The sequence below is a fragment of the Streptomyces tuirus genome (assembly GCF_014701095.1).
In the GTDB taxonomy this organism is placed as follows: Bacteria; Actinomycetota; Actinomycetes; order Streptomycetales; family Streptomycetaceae; genus Streptomyces; species Streptomyces tuirus.
Window position 1 is genome coordinate 1,670,951 of the sequence record NZ_AP023439.1, and the last position, 17,564, is coordinate 1,688,514.

The window sequence follows — 17,564 nt, forward strand, 5'->3', positions numbered from 1 at the left end:
AGCTATTGCTTGCGCCCCCACGCCGAGATCATCGGTGCCGTCGTCAGATCGAGCGCGCCGGACGTGACGTTTTCCAGGTGCCGGTCGATGTCCTGGTTCGTGGCCAGGCCCGCGGTGACGAGCTGGTCGCGGATCTGACGGATCGTGACCGACTCCAGGGCCGCGCAGGCCGGCGAGGCGAGGGGGAAGTAGGCGTCGGCGTGGACTCGGGTCAGCCCGGCGTCCCGGAGCAGCCGCGGCAGGGTGCGGCCGCAGGGCAGGTCGGTCCCGCGATCGGCGAGCAGTCTGCGGAAGCCGTGCCGCAGCCGGTTCGCGAGTTGCTGCTCCGGGCCGTGCTCGTCGGGGCAGAGGAGCGGCTGGAGCGCGGGGTCGGCGTCCTCGACGAGAAGCCGGCCTCCGGCACGCAGAGCCTTGACCATGGACCTCAACGCCCGTTCGCGGTCGGTGACGTGGACGAGGGCGAGGCGGGCGTGCACCAGGTCGAAGCCCTCCCCGGGCGGCTCCTGCCCGCCGAGGTCGTGGACCCGTACCTCGACGGGTGGCCGGGCGGCGGAGGCGAGCCGTGCGGTGTCGGTGTCGGTCGCGACGACGCGACCGGTCGGGCCGACCTTCTTGGCCAGCCAGGACACCACGGTGGTGCCGGCGCCGACCTCCCAGCACCGCCAGCCGGATCCGACGCCGAGCGCTTCGAGGTGCCGGAACGTCGTGGGGTCGAAGAGAGCGGCGAAGGCGCTGAAGTGCTCTGCCGCCTCGGTCTGCCGGTTGTCCAGGAGGTACCCGTCGGTTCGCGTCATGCCGCGATCATCCCAGTTGTCCGACTTATCCGTACCGGTCGACGCTCCGGCACGGAGAAGCGCGTCGGATGCCTCACTCCTGAGATCGGATGCACCCGTACCGAGATCGGCCCGCACCGAGACCGGATGCGCCCGTACTGAGAACCGTCCCGCGCGGGCATGCGTCGATGCGGCAGGGCCACGGTGTCTGCGCCGCCGGTTGTCCACAGCCGGGAACCAAGCGGAATGGGCCCTATCCACAGGCTCACCCGCAGCTCACGCAGGCCTGGCAGACTGGCGCGCCAAGGCACAGGAACGGCGCGACGAGTTCCACGCAAGGAGATCCGGATGTCCATGGCAGGGAATCTGCGGAAGGTCACGAGCCTCGGCGGGGTCGGCGGTCTCCGCAAGGTGGCCCGGCTGGCCCGGCGGCGCCCGCGCGTCGACCTGAGTCACCCGGCCCGCTCCCCGCTGGGCTCCTCGGTGGTGAACTGCGTGACGTACCGGGAGGGCGTGCGCACCCCCGAGCGCGGCGATCTGGTGGACACCGTGGAGCGGGTGCGCAAGAGCCGGGAGGGCTTCGTCTGGCTCGGTCTGCACGAGCCCACCGACCAGGAGTTCGGCGGCATCGCCGAGCTCTTCGACCTGCACCCGCTGGCCGTCGAGGACGCGATCGAGGCCCATCAGCGTCCCAAACTGGAGCGCTACGGCGAGACGCTGTTCGCGGTCTTCAAGACGGTCTGCTACGTCGAGCACGAGGAGCTGACGGCCACCAGCGAGGTGGTGAACACCGGGGAGATCATGGTGTTCGTCGGCGCGGACTTCGTGATCACGGTGCGGCACGGCCGGCACGGCTCGCTGGGCCCGCTGCGCGAGGAGCTGGAGTCCGATCCCGCCCAGCTCGCCAAGGGCCCGTCGGCGGTGCTGCACGCGCTGGCGGACCACGTGGTCGACGACTACCTCACGGTCACGGACGCGGTGCAGGCGGACATCGACCAGGTCGAGACCGACGTGTTCTCGGAGACCGGCGCGCGGACCGACCCGGGGCGCATCTACCAGCTCAAGCGTGAACTGCTCGAGCTGAAGCGGGCGGTGGTGCCGCTCAGCCGGCCGCTCGAGGATCTCGCCACCCGGCCGATCCGGGCGGTCGACCCCGAGATACAGGCGTACTTCCGTGATGTCTCAGACCATCTCCTGCGAGTGAAGGAGCAGATCGCCGCCTTCGACGAACTGCTCAACTCCATCCTCCAGGCGCACCTCGCACAGGTCACGGTCGCGCAGAACGAGGACATGCGGAAGATCACGGCGTGGGCCGCGATCGTCGCCGTGCCGACGATGGTCTGCGGGGTCTACGGCATGAACTTCGACCACATGCCGGAGCTGCACTGGCGGTACGGCTACGGCGTGGTCATCGGCGTCATATCCGTCGCGTGTCTCGCGCTGCACCGGGGGTTCCGGCGCAGCGGCTGGCTCTGACGCGGGCTCTGCCCGCCCAGAACCGGTGGGCCGTGGACGGAGTGCCCCGGGGCGTCAGGGCATCGCGGTCGTGGCGTAGACGCTCTCCGCCCAGGAGGCGATCTGGTCCTTGGCGAGATGCCGGGCCAGGTCGGCTTCGCTGATCATGCCGACGAGGCGCTTGTCCCTGATCACGGGCAGCCGGCGGATCTGGTGCTCCCGCATCTCGTGGAGTACCTCGGCGACATCGGCGTCCGCGTCGATCCAGCGGGGCGTGCCCTTGGCCATCTCGCCCGCGGTGATCCTGGCGGGATCGTGGCCCATGGCGACGCAGCCGACGACGATGTCACGGTCGGTGAGGATGCCGCAGAGCCGCTCGTTCTCGTCGCTGATGGGCAGGGCGCCGACGTTCAGCTCGCGCATGAGCTGGGCGGCGCGGTCGAGGGTTTCGTGGGCGGGGATCCACTGGGCGCCGCGGTGCATGATGTCTCCGGCGGTGGTCATGGAGTACCTCCCGGTGCCGGACGGCCGGCGCGGAGCGGGACACACCGCGAGTCCCGGCGCCCTTCATTGTCGCCGCGCCCCTGGATGCCCGCACACGGAAGCCGGGCTCCTGACGGCCGGGCAGTGAACTCCGGCCGCTTCAGCCGCCCCACGCCGGATGACGCGGATCGTCGGCCCGCACCAGGACGTCCGCCGTCGCCACCGGGTCCGACTCCTGCGCATAGCGCTCGAAGGCCGGGAGGGTCCAGTGCTCGCCCTCGGGTGTGCGGCGGCGCAGGGCGCCCTGGGAGAGGAGGACGTGAACGCTCAGATCGAAGGGGAACCAGTGCTTGAGGAGGAAGGGCCCGTGCAGCAACAGCATGCCACCGGGCGGGAGTTCGGCGTAGGGGCTGCGGGTGGCACGGTCGGCGGCCGGGTCCCACAGGTCGGGCAGGACGCGACCGGTGCCGTCGGCTTCGAGCGGGCCGAACACCTCGCGCCACAGGGCGCCGGTGTCGTACCAGCCGCTGTAGTAGGCCTCGACGTCCTGGTGGCCGTACTCCAGCCGTACGGAGGCGGGGCGCAAGAAACCCTCCGTGCCGACGACGAGCGAGGAGCGGCCGCGTACGCGCAGCGCCTCCGAGACCCGGTGGGCGAGGTCTCCGGGGCGGGCAGCCGGGGCCCCGTCGAAGGCGACGCGCGGCCAGGGGCTGCCGTCGGCGGGATTCAGATCGAGCAGGCGTTCGGCGAGCAGGTCGCCGAGCCGTTCCCAGGTGATCGCTTCGAGTCGCACACGGCCCATGATGCGTCAGGCCGGGGCGGGAGAGGGTCCGCCCTCGGACGCCTCCCCGGGGCGGCGAAAGGATCGCCGGGGTCTGTCGTGAAGTGCGTCATTCGCGCCGCTGTCAGGGGGAATGAACCAGGTATGGCCCCCCGTGTGACGCTCCCGCCCCTCACCGGACTTCTCGTCTTCCAGCCCCTCAAGCGGCGGTACTGCGCCGAGTGCCGGCAAGGGCCGCTGCCGCTGCTGATCCTCGAGGACGGCGCGCCGCGCTGCCTCGACTGCGCCGACCTCGGACATCTGGTGTTCCTGCCGAGGGGCGACACCGCGCTGACCCGCAGGTCGAGGGAGGAGAGCACGCTGTCGGCGGTGGTCGTGCGGTTCAACCGGCGCAAGAGCCGGTACGAGCGGCAGGGCGTCCTGGTCGAGGAGGAGGCGCTCGCGCGGGCCGAGCTGCGGTGCCTGGCGGACGCCGAGGCGAGACGGCGGCGCCGGGTGCGGGACGCGCGGCGGCGGGCGGCTCAGGACGCCCTGTTCGCCCAGGCGTTCGCGGCGGAGATACGCCGGCTGTTCCCCGGGTGTCCGGACGACCGGGCGCGGGCCGTCGCCCTGCACGCCTCGGAGCGGGGCAGCGGGCGGGTGGGCCGCAGCGCGGCGGGGCGTGCGCTGTCCGAGGGCTCGGTGACCGCGGCGGTCGCGGCGTCCGTACGGCATCTGGACACGCCGTACGACCGGCTGCTGATGAGCGGCGTGCCCCGGCACGAGGCGCGGCGGCGGATCGCGGCGGCGGTGGCGACGGTGCTGCGGGGCTGGACCGAGGCGGGGCTCGGTTCGGCGGGGTGACGCGGGACGGCCCGGGGCGGGGAGCCGCCGGCGCCGCCGGGTTGTCGAAGCGCCGCCGGGTTGTCGAAGCCCCGCCGGGTTGTCGAAGCCCCGCCGGGTTGTCGAAGCCCCGCCGGGTTGTCGAAGCCCCGCCGGGTTGTCGAAGCCCCGCCGGGTTGTCGAAGCCCCGCCGGGTTGTCGAAGCCCCGGCCAGGTTTTCGAAGGCCCCGGCGAGTACCGCCGGGCCTTCGACGGGCCGCGGAGAGAAGCCGTTCGGTGGTGGACCGTGGACGTCTGCTTATGGCCCCGCGCCCCTCGGCCATGGTCACTGTGCTCGTACGGGAATTCACTTGTGGTGAGGAAGGGCGCCGGGCAGGATCCCGGCTCGACGGGCGGGAGAGGGACATGATCGACGGACCGTACTTCGTGCTGACGGTGCTGGGTGTGCTCGGGACCGGGTTGGTGGCCGGGGTGTTCTGCGGGTTCTCGACCTTCGTGATGCGGGGTCTCGGCATGCTGCCGCCCGCGCAGGGGGTGGCCGCGATGAAGGCGATCAACGTGGCCGCGGTGAGGCCGCCGTTCATGATCGTGTTCCTGGGGTCGGCCGTGCTGTGCGCGGTGATCGCCGTGGTGACGTTCGTGCTGTGGCCCGACGAGGGAACCGTGGCGCTGCTGGTGGGCAGCGCGCTGCATCTGTTCGGGTCCTTCGGGGTGACCATGGTCGCGAACGTGCCGCGCAACGACGCGCTGGCCGAGCTGGAGCCGGGCACCCCGGAGGCGGCGGCGTACTGGCCGGCGTATGTGCGCGAGTGGACGCTGTGGAACCACGTCCGCACGGTGGCCTCGGCCGGGGCGGCACTGTCGTACGTGCTGGCACTCACCTGAAGGCCGCGTCGTACGCGCCGGCGCTCACCTGCAGGCCGCCCAGTCGACCGTGCCGGTGCTCGCCTGAAGGCCGCCCAGTCGACCGTGCCGGTGCTCGCCTGAAGGCCGCTCAGTCGACCGTGCCGGTGCTCGCCTGAAGGCCGCGCAGTCGTACGCGCCGGTGCTCCCCTGAAGGCCGCCCAGCCCTACGCGTCGGCACTCACCTGAAGGCCGCCCAGCCCTACGCGCCGGCGCTCACCTGCAGACCGCCCAGTCGACCGTGCCGGTGCTCCCTTGAAGGCCGCCCAGCCCTACGCGTCGGCGCTCATCTGAAGGCCGCCCAGCCCTACGCGTCGGCACTCACCTGAAGGCCGCCCAGTCCTACGCGCCGGTGCTCGCCTGAAGGCCGCCCAGTCGACCGTGCCGGTGCTCGCCCGGCGGCCGTGCCACGCGGCGACAGGCACCGGCCCGGAGGCGGACGTATCGTGGCGAAAAGACCGCCGCACCACGCACAAGAGGACGCGGCCGCACGAGTGCCGCACCCCGACCGACAAGAGCGCCGCCCGACGACGCACGGCCTGTCACACGCGCACGCAAGGAAGACGGCCATGGCCGATCCCAAGGGTTTCATGACCACGCCCCGCCAGGACTGGCCACGCAGGCCGGTGGAGGAACGGGCGCGGGACTGGGACGAGGTCTATGTCCCCGGGGCGCTGCTGCCGATCATCAGCAAGCAGGCCGACCGCTGCATGGACTGCGGCATCCCCTTCTGCCACGACGCCTGCCCGCTGGGCAATCTGATCCCCGAGTGGAACGACCTGGTGTCCAGGGAGGACTGGCGGGCGGCGGCAGACCGGCTGCACGCCACGAACAACTTCCCGGAGTTCACCGGCCGGTTGTGCCCGGCACCGTGCGAGGCGGGGTGTGTGCTGGCGATCAACCAGCCGGCCGTCACCATCAAGAACGTCGAGTGCGCGATCGCCGACCGGGCCTGGGAAGAGGGCTTCGCACCGCCGAGGCCTCCGGAGCGGCTGTCCGGCAAGGCGGTGGCGGTGATCGGTTCGGGTCCCACCGGACTGGCCGCGGCCCAGCAGCTGACGCGGGCCGGGCACACGGTCGCCGTGTACGAGCGGGACGACCGGCCCGGCGGACTGATGCGGTACGGCATCCCCACGTTCAAGATGGAGAAGCACCACCTGGAGCGGCGGCTGGAGCAGATGCGGGCCGAGGGGACGAAGTTCCGTACGTCGACGGCGGTCGGGCGGGACATCGGCGCCGACGAGCTGCGCAGCCGCTACGACGCCGTGGTGCTCGCCACCGGGGCGACGGCCTGGCGTGAACTTCCGGTGCCGGGGCGGGAACTGACGGGCATTCATCAGGCGATGGAGTACCTCCCGCTGGCCAACCGGGTGCGTGAGGGTGATCTGGAGACCTCCCCGCTGTCGGCCGCCGGGAAGCACGTCGTCATCGTCGGCGGCGGCGACACCGGGGCGGACTGTCTGGGCACGGCCGTCCGGGACGGCGCCGCGTCCGTGACCCAGCTGGACATCTACGCGCTGCCGGAGGCGGTGCGCGACGAGGACACCGAGCCCTGGCCGACGTACCCGATGCGGGTCTACCGGCTGTCCGCCGCCCATGAGGAGGCCCGTGACCTGCGGACCGCCCCGGTCGCCGACGCGGACGCGCGGCTGTTCGCGGCGTCCACGCTGCGTTTCGACGGGGATGCGCAGGGGCATGTGTGCTCGCTGCACCTGACCGAGGTGGACGCGCGGCGCAGCCCGGTGGAGGGCACCGGGCGGACGCTCCCCGCCGACCTCGTGCTGCTCGCCCTCGGCTTCTCCGGGCCCGACCGGGAGGACGGGCTCGTCGATCAGCTCGGCCTGGAGATGGAGCCCCGCGGGACGATCGCGCGGGACTCCGCTTTCGCCACGAACGTGCCCGGGGTGTTCGCCGCGGGCGACGCGGCCCGGGGGCAGTCGCTCATCGTGTGGGCGATCGCCGAGGGGCGGGCGGTGGCGGCGGCCGTCGACCGTCATCTGACGGGCAGTTCGAGGCTGCCGGCCCCGATCGGGCCGCACGACCGGCCCATGGCGGTGTAGCGCCCCGGGGCCGGGCTCCCCCGGACGTCACCGCTCGTCCGTCCCCGCCACCTTCCCCGTCGACAGCGCCACCCGGTTCCATGTGTTGATCGTGCAGATCAGGGCGATGACCTGGGCCAGTTCCCGCTCGTCGAACTGCGCGGCGGCCCACGCGTAGACGTCGTCGGAGACGCCGGCGTCGGCGGCGAGGGTCATGGCGTCGGTGAGGGCGAGGGCCGCCTGCTCCCGCTCGGTGAAGAAGTGGCGGGCCTCGCGCCACACCGCGACCATGTGCAGCCGGTCCTCGCTCTCGCCGGCCTTGCGGGCGTCGCCGGTGTGCATGTGGAGGCAGTAGGCGCAGTGGTTGAGGTGCGAGGAGCGGATCTGGATCAGCTCGACCAGGGCCGGGTCGAGGCCCTCGCGGGCGGCGGCGTCGAAGGCGATGAGGGCCCGGAAGGCTTTCGGGGCGGACCTGCCGAAGTCCAGCCGGTTCGCCGCCACTTGGGTGCTGTCCGGGCTCGTGTTCGTCGTCATGCCCATCAATCTAGGAGCCGGAAAGACCCACTGTAAGGTGCACTTCCATGGCTGATTCCTGGGTCAATTCGGCGGAGCGGGTCGGGTTCGACCTGCATCTGGAGCCGGCCGGGCCGGGCGGCGGGCGGGCGGCGCTGACCCGGGCCCTGCGCGAGGCCGTGCGCAGCGGCCGGCTCGCCCCGGGCACACGGCTGCCGCCGTACCGCTCGCTCGCGGCGGACCTCGGCGTCGCCCGCAACACGGTGGCGGACGCGTACGCGGAGCTGGTCGCCGAGGGCTGGCTCACGGCCCGGCAGGGCTCGGGGACCAGGGTCGCGGAGCGGGCCGAGCCGCTGCGGCCCGCCGCCCGCGTACCCAAGAAGGCGCCTCCACGCGCGCGTGGCCCCCGGCACGACCTGAAGCAGGGCACGCCGGACGTCTCGGCGTTCCCGCGCACCGCCTGGCTGGCCTCCTACCGGCGGGCCCTGCAACAGGCGCCCAACGAGGTGTTCGGGCCGGGCGACCCGGCCGGCCGGCGGGAACTGCGGGAGGCACTCACGGAGTACCTGGCACGCGCGCGTGGCGTGCGGACCGCGCCGGACCGGATCGTGATCTGCTCCGGTTTCGCGCACGCGCTGCGGCTGCTGTTCGGAGGCGGCGTCCTGCGCGGTCCGCTGGCGGTGGAGGCGTACGGGCTCGGGTTCCACCGGGCGGTCCTGGCCGCCGCCGGTGTGCGGACCGTGCCGCTCCCCCTCGACGAACACGGGGCGCGGGTCGACCGGTTGGGGCGCGAGCGGGCGGTGCTGCTCACGCCGGCGCACCAGTTCCCGACCGGTGGGCCGCTGCACCCCGGGCGCCGGGCCGCCCTGATCGACTGGGCGGGCACGCGGGACGGGCTGGTCCTGGAGGACGACTACGACGGGGAGTTCCGCTACGACCGCAAGCCGGTCGGCGCCGTCCAGGGGCTCGACCCCGAGCGCGTGATCCACATCGGCTCGGTCAGCAAGAGCCTGTCACCGGCGGTGCGGCTGGGCTGGATGGTGCTCCCCGAGCGGTACGTCGACGCCGTGCTGGCCGCCAAGGGCGAGCGCGAGGCGTGGGCGAGCGTCCTCGACCAGCTGAGCCTGGCGGACTTCATCGTCTCGGGATCGTACGACCGGCACGTACGCCGGATGCGGCAGCGGTACCGCGGCCGCCGGGACCGGCTCGTCGCGGCACTGGCCGAGCGCGCGCCGCACATCGAGGTGACCGGCGTGGCGGCCGGGCTGCACGCGGTGCTGCGGCTGCCGCCCGGCACCGAGGCGTCCGCGGTCAAGGCCGCCGCCTGGCAGGGCGTCGCCCTCGACGGCCTCGCCGCGTTCCGGCACCCGGAGACGGACATGCCGGCGGACGACGGGCTCGTGGTCGGGTACGCGACCCCCTCCGAGCACGCCTACGGGCCGGCCCTGGAGGCGCTGTGCGGTGCACTGCCGCCGCCGTGACCGGCCCGAGACGGGACGTGGAAGACCTCGAACCCCTAGCCCTTGCGCCCGACCGCCCCGTAGCCCGGGATCACCCCGTCGTCCTGGCCGGGCACGGGCTCGCCCAGCTCGGGATGCCAGTGGTGCGGCACCTCGACGCCGGGCTCGACGAGGTCGAGGCCGTCGAAGAAGCGGCTGAACTCCTCACGGGAGCGCAGGGCCAGGGTGACACCCGCGGCACGCATCTTCTCGGTGGCCGCCTTCGACTCCTCCGGGGTGAAGTCGGCGGTGGCGTGGGTCATCACCAGGTAGCTGCCGGAGGGCAGTTCGGCGAGCAGCCGGCGGACCAGGTCGTGGGCGCCGTCCTCGTCGGAGACGAAGTGCAGCAGCGCGATGAGCGACAGCGCGACGGGCCGGTTGAAGTCCAGGACCTTCCTCGCGCCCTCCAGGATGGCGTCCGGGTCGCGCACGTCGGCCTGGAGGTATTCGGTCGCGCCCTCGTCCGTGCCGCGCAGCAGCGCCGCCGCGTGCGCCAGGACGATGGGGTCGTTGTCGCAGTAGACGACCCGGGCGCCGGGCGCGGCCTCCTGGGCGATCTGGTGGAGGTTGGGCTCGGTCGGGATGCCCGTGCCGATGTCCAGGAACTGCCGTACGCCGCTGCGGGCCAGCCAGCGCGTGGCCCGGTGCATGAACGCGCGGTTGACCCGCGCCATCACCGGCACCCGGGGGTCGAGGGTGAGCATCTGCCGGCCCATCTCCTCGTCGACCGGGTAGTTGTCCTTTCCGCCGAGGTACCAGTCGTACATCCGCGCGGGATGGGGTCGGGTCGTGTCGATCTGCACGGCCGACATGGGGTCCTGCCCGGTCATGAGGCTCTCCGTAAGGCACAGAGGGTGGTCAATTCAGCACCGAATCAATGGAGTCGAACAACAAGACGGCAACCGCGTCAGGAGAGCAGGAAGTCCGCCTGCCCCGCCTTTGCTCCTTCTATGAAGGCGGTCATCTCGTCGGTGGTGTAGATCAGCGCCGGCCCGTCCGGGTCGGTGGACTGCCGCAGGGCGATCCGGCCGTCGGCGAGTTTCATCGCCTCCAGGCAGTTGCCTCCGTTTCCACCGCTCCACGGCTTGTGCCAGCCTTCGCTGCCCAAGTCACGCGCGGGCATGCCGTTGTAGACGTGTTTGCGCGGCTTGATGCGATCCATTCACAGCTCCTTGCGGAAATCCCGGAGGATCTCCTTCGTGCGATGTGCCGTAGCGGCCTGCGCCGCCATGCGGTCCATGACCTCGAGGTGGGTCGCCACCTCGGTGCGCGCGTCGAGATAGACCGCGCCGGTCAGGTACTCGCTGTAGACCATGTCCGGCAGTTCGGGCATGGCGAATCGGAACAGCACGAACGGCCCGTACGTGCCCGGGTGCGGCCCGCGGGCGAACGGGGCGATCTGCAGCGTCACGTTGGGCAGCTTCGTGGCGTCGAGCAGTTTGTCGATCTGGGCGCGCATCACCTCCGGGCCACCGGCCGGGCGCCGCAGCGCGGTCTCGTCCATCACGACCCAGAGCCGGGGCGCGTCCTCACGGGTGAGCAGGTCCTGGCGCCGCATGCGCAGGGCGACATGGCGCTCGATGTCCTCGGGCCGGGTCTGGCCGATGGCGCCCGACCGGAGCACTCCGCGCGCGTAGTCCTCGGTCTGCAGCAACCCGGGGACGAAATGGGGCTCGTAGCTGCGGATGACACTGGCCGCGCCCTCGAGGCTCACGTACATCGAGAACCAGCCGGGCAGGATGTCGTGGAAACGCTGCCACCAGCCGGGCCTGTTGGCGTCCTCGGCCAGCCGGACGAAGGCTTCGGCTTCCTCGTCGGAGATGCCGTAGGCCTTGAGGAGCAGTTGCAGATAGGGGATTTTGAGCGCGACCTCGGCCATCTCCATACGGCGGACCGTGGCGGGGGCGACGCGCAGGATGCGGGCGGCCTCCTCGCGCCTCATCCCCGCGTGTTCCCTCAGGTCCAGCAGGCGTCGGCCGAGCACGACCTGACCGACCGTCGGCGCGGACCGCGGTTCACTCACGCTCCACCTCCACGAAGAGTTCTGACGAGCCGGCCGGAAAAGAACGCTGACAGCCCGGCGGCGCCATTCGAAGACCTTTCGAAGAACCGATCCGAACAACGTTTCGAACTACTCTTCGACGATCTCAACTGGCGCCGCGGGGGGTGCTGTTGCGAGCAGTGTGCCATGGCCTTCCAGACCGTCATACAGCACTCTGCATTTTTCAGAGTGACACTTGCCAAGTGTTCACGGCGGGGCGATAGTGGCAAGCGTGATTCCGTCCGCGCCCTTAGGAACAGACGCCGCCGCAAGCCCTCCCGGGCTTGGCGCCGCTCCGGGAGAGGCCCCCCTGGGGGCCGCTGCCGAGCGCCGGTTCCGTTTCGAGCTGGCCGCACATCCGGGTTCTCCCGCCCAGGCCAGACGCCTGACGCGGGCTCGGCTGACCGGCTGGTCGGTGTGCGAGGACACGTGCGACAGCGCGGCCCTGGTGGTTTCCGAGCTGGTCACCAACGCCATCGTGCACACGGCGAGCACCCACATAGTGTGCGAGCTGCTCGACGGCGACGACCTGGTGCGGATAGCCGTGCGCGACGAGGGCTGCGCCCCCGGCCAGCCCCACGCCGCCAGCCGGACACGGCCCGAGGAGGAGCACGGGAGGGGACTGCTCCTCGTCGACGCCCTCTGTCATTCCTGGGGTGCCCATGAGAACGGCCCCGGGCTGCTGGTCTGGGCCGAGCTGCCACGCACGACGGACACGGCGGACGCCACCGACTCTTTCGACACCGCGGACGCCTCCGACTCCCCCGGCACCGCGGACGCCGCGGACTTGCCCGGCACCGCGCACGCCTCCGACTCCCCCGGCACCGCGCACGGTTCGGCCGGGCCCCGGGGCGATCTGGGCTGGGGCGCCCGCCCCAAGCGGGGTCCGTCCGACGACCCGGACGACGAGAACGAAACCCATCAGGCGCGCCACCTGCACGGCGCCCCGGCGGTTCCCCCGCAGGGGCACCGCCGAGAGCGGAGGCACGCATGAGCCCGGTGCGGGGTGCGCGTGTACTGCACCTGGACACGCTGGTGCGCGTCCGGCGCGGACTGCGTACGCCCGGCCCCGCCCTGCGGCTGCCCGTGCCCGACGGCATGACCGCCCCGCTCGGCTGCGACGCGGTCGCCGTCCCCGCCCGCGTCGGCCCGCTGGTCATGCCGCGGCTGCCCCGCGTGGGCTGCGTCTACGCCGACGACACGCACTGGTGGTGGCTGGTGCCGGCCGATTCCGACCACGCCCTGGAATGGCCCGCCCCGGCGCGGTACGTCACCGGCGCGGTCGTCCCGGACCTGCCGGAGTTCCCCGAGCTGATCCACCGCCCTGACGGCACGCTTCCGTACACCCCGCCGATCCCCCTCTACCTGGCACTGTGCCGCGTGACGGGAACAGCCCCGTCCTGGTCACGCCCGGTCAGCGCGTAGGCGGCACACGCCCCCCGCTCACGCCATCGCCTTCCCACGGAACCGGCCTGTGCACGAGTCCCTCACGGAGGACCCCGGCGCGGCCCTCCACTCCCGCACCACCCCACACCCCCGCGCCGCCCCGCACCTCCCCCGGTCAGGTCGTGCGCCCGCGCGCATCCGGCACCCCGGCCCGCGCCCTGCCCCGGCGGACGTCCGCCCCGCGATAGTGGCCGTTCGTTCATGTGCGGATCCGGACGAGGAGGTCGGTCGACGGTGGGGAAAAAGCGGACCGCGCCGGAGGTGTCCGAGTCGGAGCGGCTGCTCTTCGGCGGGCCGCTGCGCTACGACATGGGCTGGAACCAGCACGCCGACGCGTTCCTGGAGCTGAACTTCCGCGCCATGATCACCCGGCTGCCGTCCCTGCTCGCGTCCAGCCTGGAGCTCGCCCGGCAGGCCGACCGGGCCGCCGCGCGGATCGTGCTGGCAGCCGAGGCGGGCCGGGGCGTGGCGCAGGCGGTGGCCCTGCTCGCCGTCAACAGCGTGCTGGCCGGGCTGATGGGCGGCGGCCCGATCGACGACCGGCTGCGCGGAACCGTGCCCGCCCTGGTCACGGTGGCCGCCGTGATGTTCCTCGCCGCCCTCCTGCGGGCCGCGAGCACCTACGCCACCGGCCGGCTGGAGCCCAAGGTGGAGCGGGTGGCGACCGAGCGGTACCTGGAGCGGGCCGCGGCCGTGGAGCTGGCCGCGATCGAGGACCACGCCTTCCACAAGCTGCTCGACACCGCGCAGTACGGTGCCGCGTCCGCGCGCCGGATGATCTCCTACGGCACGCGCGTGATCAACGCGATGATCTCCCTGGTCGCGGCGGCGGGCGTACTGACCGTGCTGCACCCCGCCCTGCTGCCGCTGCTGGTCACGATGACCCTGCCGAGCGCCTGGAGCGCGCTGACCGTCGCCCGGCGGCGCTACGAGTCCTTCCACGCCTGGGTCCAGCACGCCCGCGCGGGCCGGCTGCTCGGCACCCTGCTGATCGAGCCCGAGGCGGCCCCCGAGATCCGGGTGCACGGGGTGGGCTCCTTCCTGCTGCGGCACTTCCGCGCGATGTCCGAGACGGCCGAGGCCGAGCAGGCCCGCCTGGCCGGGCTCGCCGCCCGCACGGGCCTGATCGCGGCGGCGTGGACGGGCCTGGCGACGGTGGCGACGTACGCGACGCTGGGCGGGCTGCTGCTGGCGGGCGCGATGGCCCTGTCGGTGGCGGGTACGGCCGTGATCGCGATCCGGACCGGGTCACAGAGCCTCGACACGCTCGTGGTGGAGGTCAACGCGCTGCACGAGGAGGCACTCTTCGTCGGCGATCTGCAACGGCTGTACACCGAGGCCGACCAGTGGGCGATCCCGGTTGGAGGCGCGCCGCTGCCGGAGGACCCGCGCGAGATCCGCTTCGAGAACGTCACGTTCCGCTACCCGGGCGACTCGGCCCGGCCCGCCCTCGACGACGTGACGCTGAACCTGCCGCTCGGCCGCATCATCGCGCTGGTCGGCGAGAACGGCTCCGGCAAGACCACCCTGGTCAAGCTCCTCGCCGGGCTCTACAAGCCGGAGCGGGGACGGATCCTGTGGGACGACGTCGACGCGGCGACCGCCGACCGGCACCGGCTGGCCGAGCGGATCGCGATGGTGGCGCAGGACTTCAAGCGGTGGCCGTTCACAGCCCGGGTGAACGTCGCCCTGGGCCGTCCCTCGGTGCCCCTGTGCGAGGACCGGCTGGCCGCGTCGGTCGCCGAGGCGGGGGCGGAGGCGGTCATCGCGGACCTGCCGCGCGGGCTGGACACGCTGCTCGCCCGCAACTTCAGCGGCGGGCACGAGCTGTCGGGCGGCCAGTGGCAGCGGCTCGGCATCGCCAGGGCGGCCTACCGCAGGGGCCGCATCCTGATCGTGGACGAGCCGACGGCGGCCCTGGACGCCCGGGCCGAGCTGGAGGTCTTCGAGCGGATCCGCGCCCTGGCCGACAGCGGCCAGACGGTCGTGCTGATCACCCACCGGCTGGCGTCCGTGCGGCACGCGGATCTGGTGCACGTCCTGGACCAGGGCCGGCTCGTGGAGTCCGGCACGCCGGACGAGCTGCTGGCCACCGGTGGGCTCTACGCCGAGCTGTACGCGCTCCAGGCGGAGCAGTTCGCCCCGTCACCCGCGCCGGTCCGGAAGGTGCCGGCGCCGAAGGCGGGCTGACGGCACACCTCAGGCGGTGGCGTCGGCGACGTCCCCGCTGCGCACGATCACCAGGAACATGTCCGTGGCGAGGTCCATGACGACCTCGGCGGGCAGGCCTTCGCTTCGCCGCGCCTGCGCGAACTCCTCCGCAGGCCAGGAGCCACGCGGCCCACCGGCGGGAAAGCGCTCGAGCACCGTTCGCCCGTTCACCCTGCACCTCCATGTAGCGCTGTACTCGTAGAGTTAAACGCCAACCATGGGGTGAACGGCCCGCGAAGTGACGGTTCTGAGACGTAGTTGACACGCGTTCACCGCCAAGTGTGACCAGCCTCTCAGCCTATTGGCGGATGTGTTCACTTTCCGTACCAGTCGTCGTACTCGTCGTGATACCGGATGCGCTCACTTCCCGCAGGCGCCCCATAGGCCGACGCGCGCCCCTTGGGCTCCTCCCACTCCTCCTGCCGGCCGAGTGCGGTGAGGTCCAGCAGGCTGGTCGTCGAGCCCAGGCCGTCGAGGCCGCGCTCGTACGTCGTGTACGTGTGGAAGACCCGGTCACGCTCCCGCAGGAAGCAGCTGAGGCCGGGCCGCTCGACCAGCTCGCCCTCCCGCGCCAGGGTCACGTCGAAGTCGCGGTTGAAGCCGCTGCCGCACGACGAGTACCAGGGAAGCGTCCAGCCCATCCGCGCCTTGAACGGCAGGATCTTCGGGTAGGGCGCGCGGGACACGGCGGCGAACGACGTACCGCGAGCGTGGAGATGGGCGAGATGCCCCACTTGGTCCAGGAATGCGGAGCAGCTGCGGCAGCCCGCGTCCCACTCGGGCGCGAACATGAAGTGGTAGACGACGAGCTGGCGCCGGCCGTCGAACAACTCGAGCAGGGTGGCCTTGCCGTCCCCGCCCTCGAAGACGTACTCCTCCTCGACCTCCACCATGGGCAGCCCGCGCCGCTCGGCGTTGAGCGCGTCCCGCGCGCGGGTGGCGGCCTTCTCCTTGAGCAGCAGTTCCGCGCGCGCCGCGCGCCACTCGCCGCGCGAGACGATCTCCGGAAGCGACATGGGCCCTCCTGTGACAACGGTCCGTCGGGGGTGGTGACCGCCGGGAGAAGCGGAACTCATCGCTGCCCGGAAGAATTTCCGGAATCTCGTCGATGCGGACGCGGCGGCCGTCAGGTGTCGTACCGCGAATGCGCCGGCCTAGCGCGATGCTGCCGGCGCGCTCCCTGTGCCGGTGCCGTGGCCGGACGACGTCGTTGCACCACTCCGCGGTGGGCAGGTCCTCGGCGAGGCCGCGCAGGGCGACCATCGGCGCGTGGGTGTGACAGTTGATCAGGCCGGGGAGGGCGACCCGGCCGCGGGCGTCGATCCGCTCGGCGGCGGTCAGGTCGGCGGCTTGCGCGGTAGTCGTGACGGCCTCGACGGTCCCGCCCCGTACGACGATCGCCGCGTCCTCCGCGAACCCGATCCGCTCTTGATCGTCGTGCACGAGGACGGTACATGCGCTGATGATGAGGTCGACGGGACTGTCCGCGGCAGAAGGCGTCATCGCGCCGACGTACGACGGCGTCGTAGGGCGGCATGAGCCGAACCGCACGTCCCGTCACGGCTCTGTCGCGGGGCGGGCCGGGCGCGCACCCTGGCCTCACCACCCCGACTGTCGGCTTCTGAAAGGAGCCCGGCATGCTCCTCGGCACCTGGAACCTGGAGAACCTCTACCGGCCCGGAGGCCCGTACGGCCCGCCCGACGAGGCCGGGTACGAGGCGAAACTCGCCGCGCTCGCCGCCGCGGTCACCGAACTCGATCCGACCCTGCTCGGCGTGCAGGAGGTGGGCGACCCGGAGGCCCTGAAGGACCTGGCCGGGATGCTCGACGACGACTGGCACGTCGCCCTGTCGGAGCATGCGGACAGCCGGGGCATACGGGTCGGGTTCCTGAGCCGTACGGCCATGACGGTGGTGGCCGACACGCGGGCGTTCCCGGCGGAGCTGCGTCCGGTCCAGGCGGACGATTCGGGGCTGACGGCGGGACAGGCGGGGCGGGGCGTCCTGGCCGTGGAGGTGGAGGGCGGGGGCGGGCCGCTGCTGGTGGCGGTCTGTCATCTGAAGTCGAAGCTGCTGTCGTACCCGGAGGGCCGGTTCCAGCCGCGCGACGAGGGCGAACGGGCCCGCTACGGCGCCTACGCCCTGTACCGCCGGGCGGCCGAGGCGACGGCGCTGCGCGCACTCGCGGAGGGGCTGCTGGCCGGTGACGGGCGGGCGCGGGACGTCGCGGTCCTGGGCGACCTGAACGACGAGGTGCAGGCGGCGACCACGCAGATCCTGCTCGGCCCGCCCGGCTCGGAGATCGGCACCCCGGGCTACGACCGCCCCGACGGGGGCGATGCGACGCGGCTGTGGGACGTGGCCCCGCTCATCCCGCCCGGACAGCGCTGGTCCCGGGTGAACTCCGGGCGGCGGGAGCTGATCGACCATGTGCTGCTGAGCCACCGCCTGGTGCACCGGGCGACGCAGGCGGGCACGGGCCTGCCCGGCGAGGGCCCGCCCAGCCTGCCGTCGGTCGGCCCGGACCCCTCGGAGCGCCGGGGCGAACCCGGCTCGGACCACGCTCCGGTGTGGGTGCGGGTCGACGGCTGAGGAGCGC

At 72.5% G+C, this 17,564-nt stretch carries 18 protein-coding genes and 1 pseudogene; 9 read left to right on the forward strand and 10 right to left on the reverse strand.

Annotation, left to right across the window (positions count from 1 at the left end; all coding sequences use genetic code 11):
- Positions 1–2: 2 nt before the first annotated feature.
- Entirely contained in the window at positions 3–794 is a 792-nt protein-coding gene (locus tag IGS69_RS07775; RefSeq protein ID WP_190897941.1) for a methyltransferase, read from the reverse strand.
- A 327-nt stretch (positions 795–1,121) separates the two neighbouring features.
- On the opposite strand from IGS69_RS07775, the gene IGS69_RS07780 reads away from it, so the two are divergent.
- Entirely contained in the window at positions 1,122–2,249 is a 1,128-nt protein-coding gene (locus tag IGS69_RS07780; RefSeq protein ID WP_190897942.1) for a magnesium and cobalt transport protein CorA, read from the forward strand.
- 54 nt (positions 2,250–2,303) lie between these two features.
- On the opposite strand, the gene IGS69_RS07785 is transcribed toward IGS69_RS07780, so the two are convergent.
- Together IGS69_RS07785 and IGS69_RS07790 are read right to left on the reverse strand one after the other, a co-directional pair.
- Positions 2,304–2,732 carry a CBS domain-containing protein gene (locus IGS69_RS07785; RefSeq protein WP_190897944.1) on the reverse strand — a complete coding sequence of 143 codons (429 nt, stop codon included), beginning with the start codon at positions 2,730–2,732 and terminating at the stop codon, positions 2,304–2,306.
- A 139-nt stretch (positions 2,733–2,871) separates the two neighbouring features.
- On the reverse strand, positions 2,872–3,504 hold the full coding sequence (locus tag IGS69_RS07790; RefSeq protein ID WP_190897945.1) for a nucleoside/nucleotide kinase family protein: 633 nt from the start codon (positions 3,502–3,504) through the stop codon (positions 2,872–2,874).
- A 132-nt stretch (positions 3,505–3,636) separates the two neighbouring features.
- Here IGS69_RS07790 and IGS69_RS07795 point away from each other — a divergent pair, with 132 nt between their 5' ends.
- The 3 genes from IGS69_RS07795 (at position 3,637) to IGS69_RS07805 (ending at position 7,277) form a co-directional block, all read left to right on the forward strand.
- Complete coding sequence (locus tag IGS69_RS07795) at positions 3,637–4,335, forward strand: DUF2293 domain-containing protein (protein WP_190897946.1); 699 nt, start codon at positions 3,637–3,639, stop codon at positions 4,333–4,335.
- A gap of 384 nt (positions 4,336–4,719) precedes the next feature.
- Positions 4,720–5,199 (forward strand): anthrone oxygenase family protein, encoded by a 480-nt coding sequence (locus IGS69_RS07800; RefSeq protein ID WP_190897948.1) that lies wholly within the window; start codon positions 4,720–4,722, stop codon positions 5,197–5,199.
- Positions 5,200–5,786: 587 nt separating this feature from the next.
- Positions 5,787–7,277 carry a glutamate synthase subunit beta gene (locus IGS69_RS07805; RefSeq protein ID WP_190897950.1) on the forward strand — a complete coding sequence of 497 codons (1,491 nt, stop codon included), beginning with the start codon at positions 5,787–5,789 and terminating at the stop codon, positions 7,275–7,277.
- A 27-nt stretch (positions 7,278–7,304) separates the two neighbouring features.
- On the opposite strand, the gene IGS69_RS07810 is transcribed toward IGS69_RS07805, so the two are convergent.
- Positions 7,305–7,790 (reverse strand): carboxymuconolactone decarboxylase family protein, encoded by a 486-nt coding sequence (locus tag IGS69_RS07810; RefSeq protein ID WP_190897951.1) that lies wholly within the window; start codon positions 7,788–7,790, stop codon positions 7,305–7,307.
- A 47-nt stretch (positions 7,791–7,837) separates the two neighbouring features.
- Between IGS69_RS07810 and pdxR the strand changes: the two genes are divergently transcribed.
- Complete coding sequence (gene pdxR, locus IGS69_RS07815; protein ID WP_190897953.1) at positions 7,838–9,250, forward strand: MocR-like pyridoxine biosynthesis transcription factor PdxR; 1,413 nt, start codon at positions 7,838–7,840, stop codon at positions 9,248–9,250.
- Between the two features lie 35 nt (positions 9,251–9,285).
- Here the strand turns inward: pdxR and IGS69_RS07820 are convergent, their stop codons facing one another.
- The 3 genes from IGS69_RS07820 to IGS69_RS07830 form a co-directional block, all read right to left on the reverse strand.
- Complete coding sequence (locus IGS69_RS07820) at positions 9,286–10,098, reverse strand: SAM-dependent methyltransferase (RefSeq protein ID WP_190897955.1); 813 nt, start codon at positions 10,096–10,098, stop codon at positions 9,286–9,288.
- A 77-nt stretch (positions 10,099–10,175) separates the two neighbouring features.
- On the reverse strand, positions 10,176–10,430 hold the full coding sequence (locus IGS69_RS07825; protein ID WP_190897957.1) for a DUF397 domain-containing protein: 255 nt from the start codon (positions 10,428–10,430) through the stop codon (positions 10,176–10,178).
- Positions 10,431–11,291, reverse strand: a complete 861-nt coding sequence (locus IGS69_RS07830; RefSeq protein ID WP_190897958.1) for a helix-turn-helix domain-containing protein — start codon at positions 11,289–11,291, stop codon at positions 10,431–10,433. It abuts the gene before it with no gap.
- Between the two features lie 214 nt (positions 11,292–11,505).
- On the opposite strand from IGS69_RS07830, the gene IGS69_RS07835 reads away from it, so the two are divergent.
- From IGS69_RS07835 to IGS69_RS07845, 3 genes are all read left to right on the forward strand, one after another.
- A complete protein-coding gene (locus IGS69_RS07835; protein WP_385861858.1) occupies positions 11,506–12,303 on the forward strand; it encodes an ATP-binding protein in 798 nt (265 codons plus the stop codon).
- The gene (locus tag IGS69_RS07840) at positions 12,300–12,734 is read left to right on the forward strand and encodes a hypothetical protein (RefSeq protein WP_190897960.1); all 435 of its coding nucleotides are present in this window, start codon (positions 12,300–12,302) and stop codon (positions 12,732–12,734) included. The genes IGS69_RS07835 and IGS69_RS07840 overlap by 4 nt, the downstream gene beginning before the upstream one ends.
- Positions 12,735–12,956: 222 nt before the next feature.
- Positions 12,957–14,945: an ABC transporter ATP-binding protein gene (locus tag IGS69_RS07845; protein WP_190897961.1), complete on the forward strand. Its 1,989-nt coding sequence runs from the start codon at positions 12,957–12,959 to the stop codon at positions 14,943–14,945.
- 9 nt (positions 14,946–14,954) lie between these two features.
- Here IGS69_RS07845 and IGS69_RS07850 read toward each other — a convergent pair whose 3' ends face one another.
- From IGS69_RS07850 to IGS69_RS34550, 3 genes and pseudogenes are all read right to left on the reverse strand, one after another.
- Positions 14,955–15,137, reverse strand: coding sequence for a hypothetical protein (locus tag IGS69_RS07850; RefSeq protein WP_010039591.1), 183 nt, complete (start codon positions 15,135–15,137; stop codon positions 14,955–14,957).
- 143 nt (positions 15,138–15,280) lie between these two features.
- Positions 15,281–15,982 carry a DUF899 domain-containing protein gene (locus IGS69_RS07855; RefSeq protein WP_190897962.1) on the reverse strand — a complete coding sequence of 234 codons (702 nt, stop codon included), beginning with the start codon at positions 15,980–15,982 and terminating at the stop codon, positions 15,281–15,283.
- A 178-nt stretch (positions 15,983–16,160) separates the two neighbouring features.
- Positions 16,161–16,469, reverse strand: a pseudogene (locus IGS69_RS34550) (amidohydrolase); the annotation flags it as partial.
- A gap of 134 nt (positions 16,470–16,603) precedes the next feature.
- Between IGS69_RS34550 and IGS69_RS07860 the strand changes: the two are divergent.
- Entirely contained in the window at positions 16,604–17,557 is a 954-nt protein-coding gene (locus IGS69_RS07860) for an endonuclease/exonuclease/phosphatase family protein (RefSeq protein ID WP_190897963.1), read from the forward strand.
- Positions 17,558–17,564: the final 7 nt, after the last annotated feature.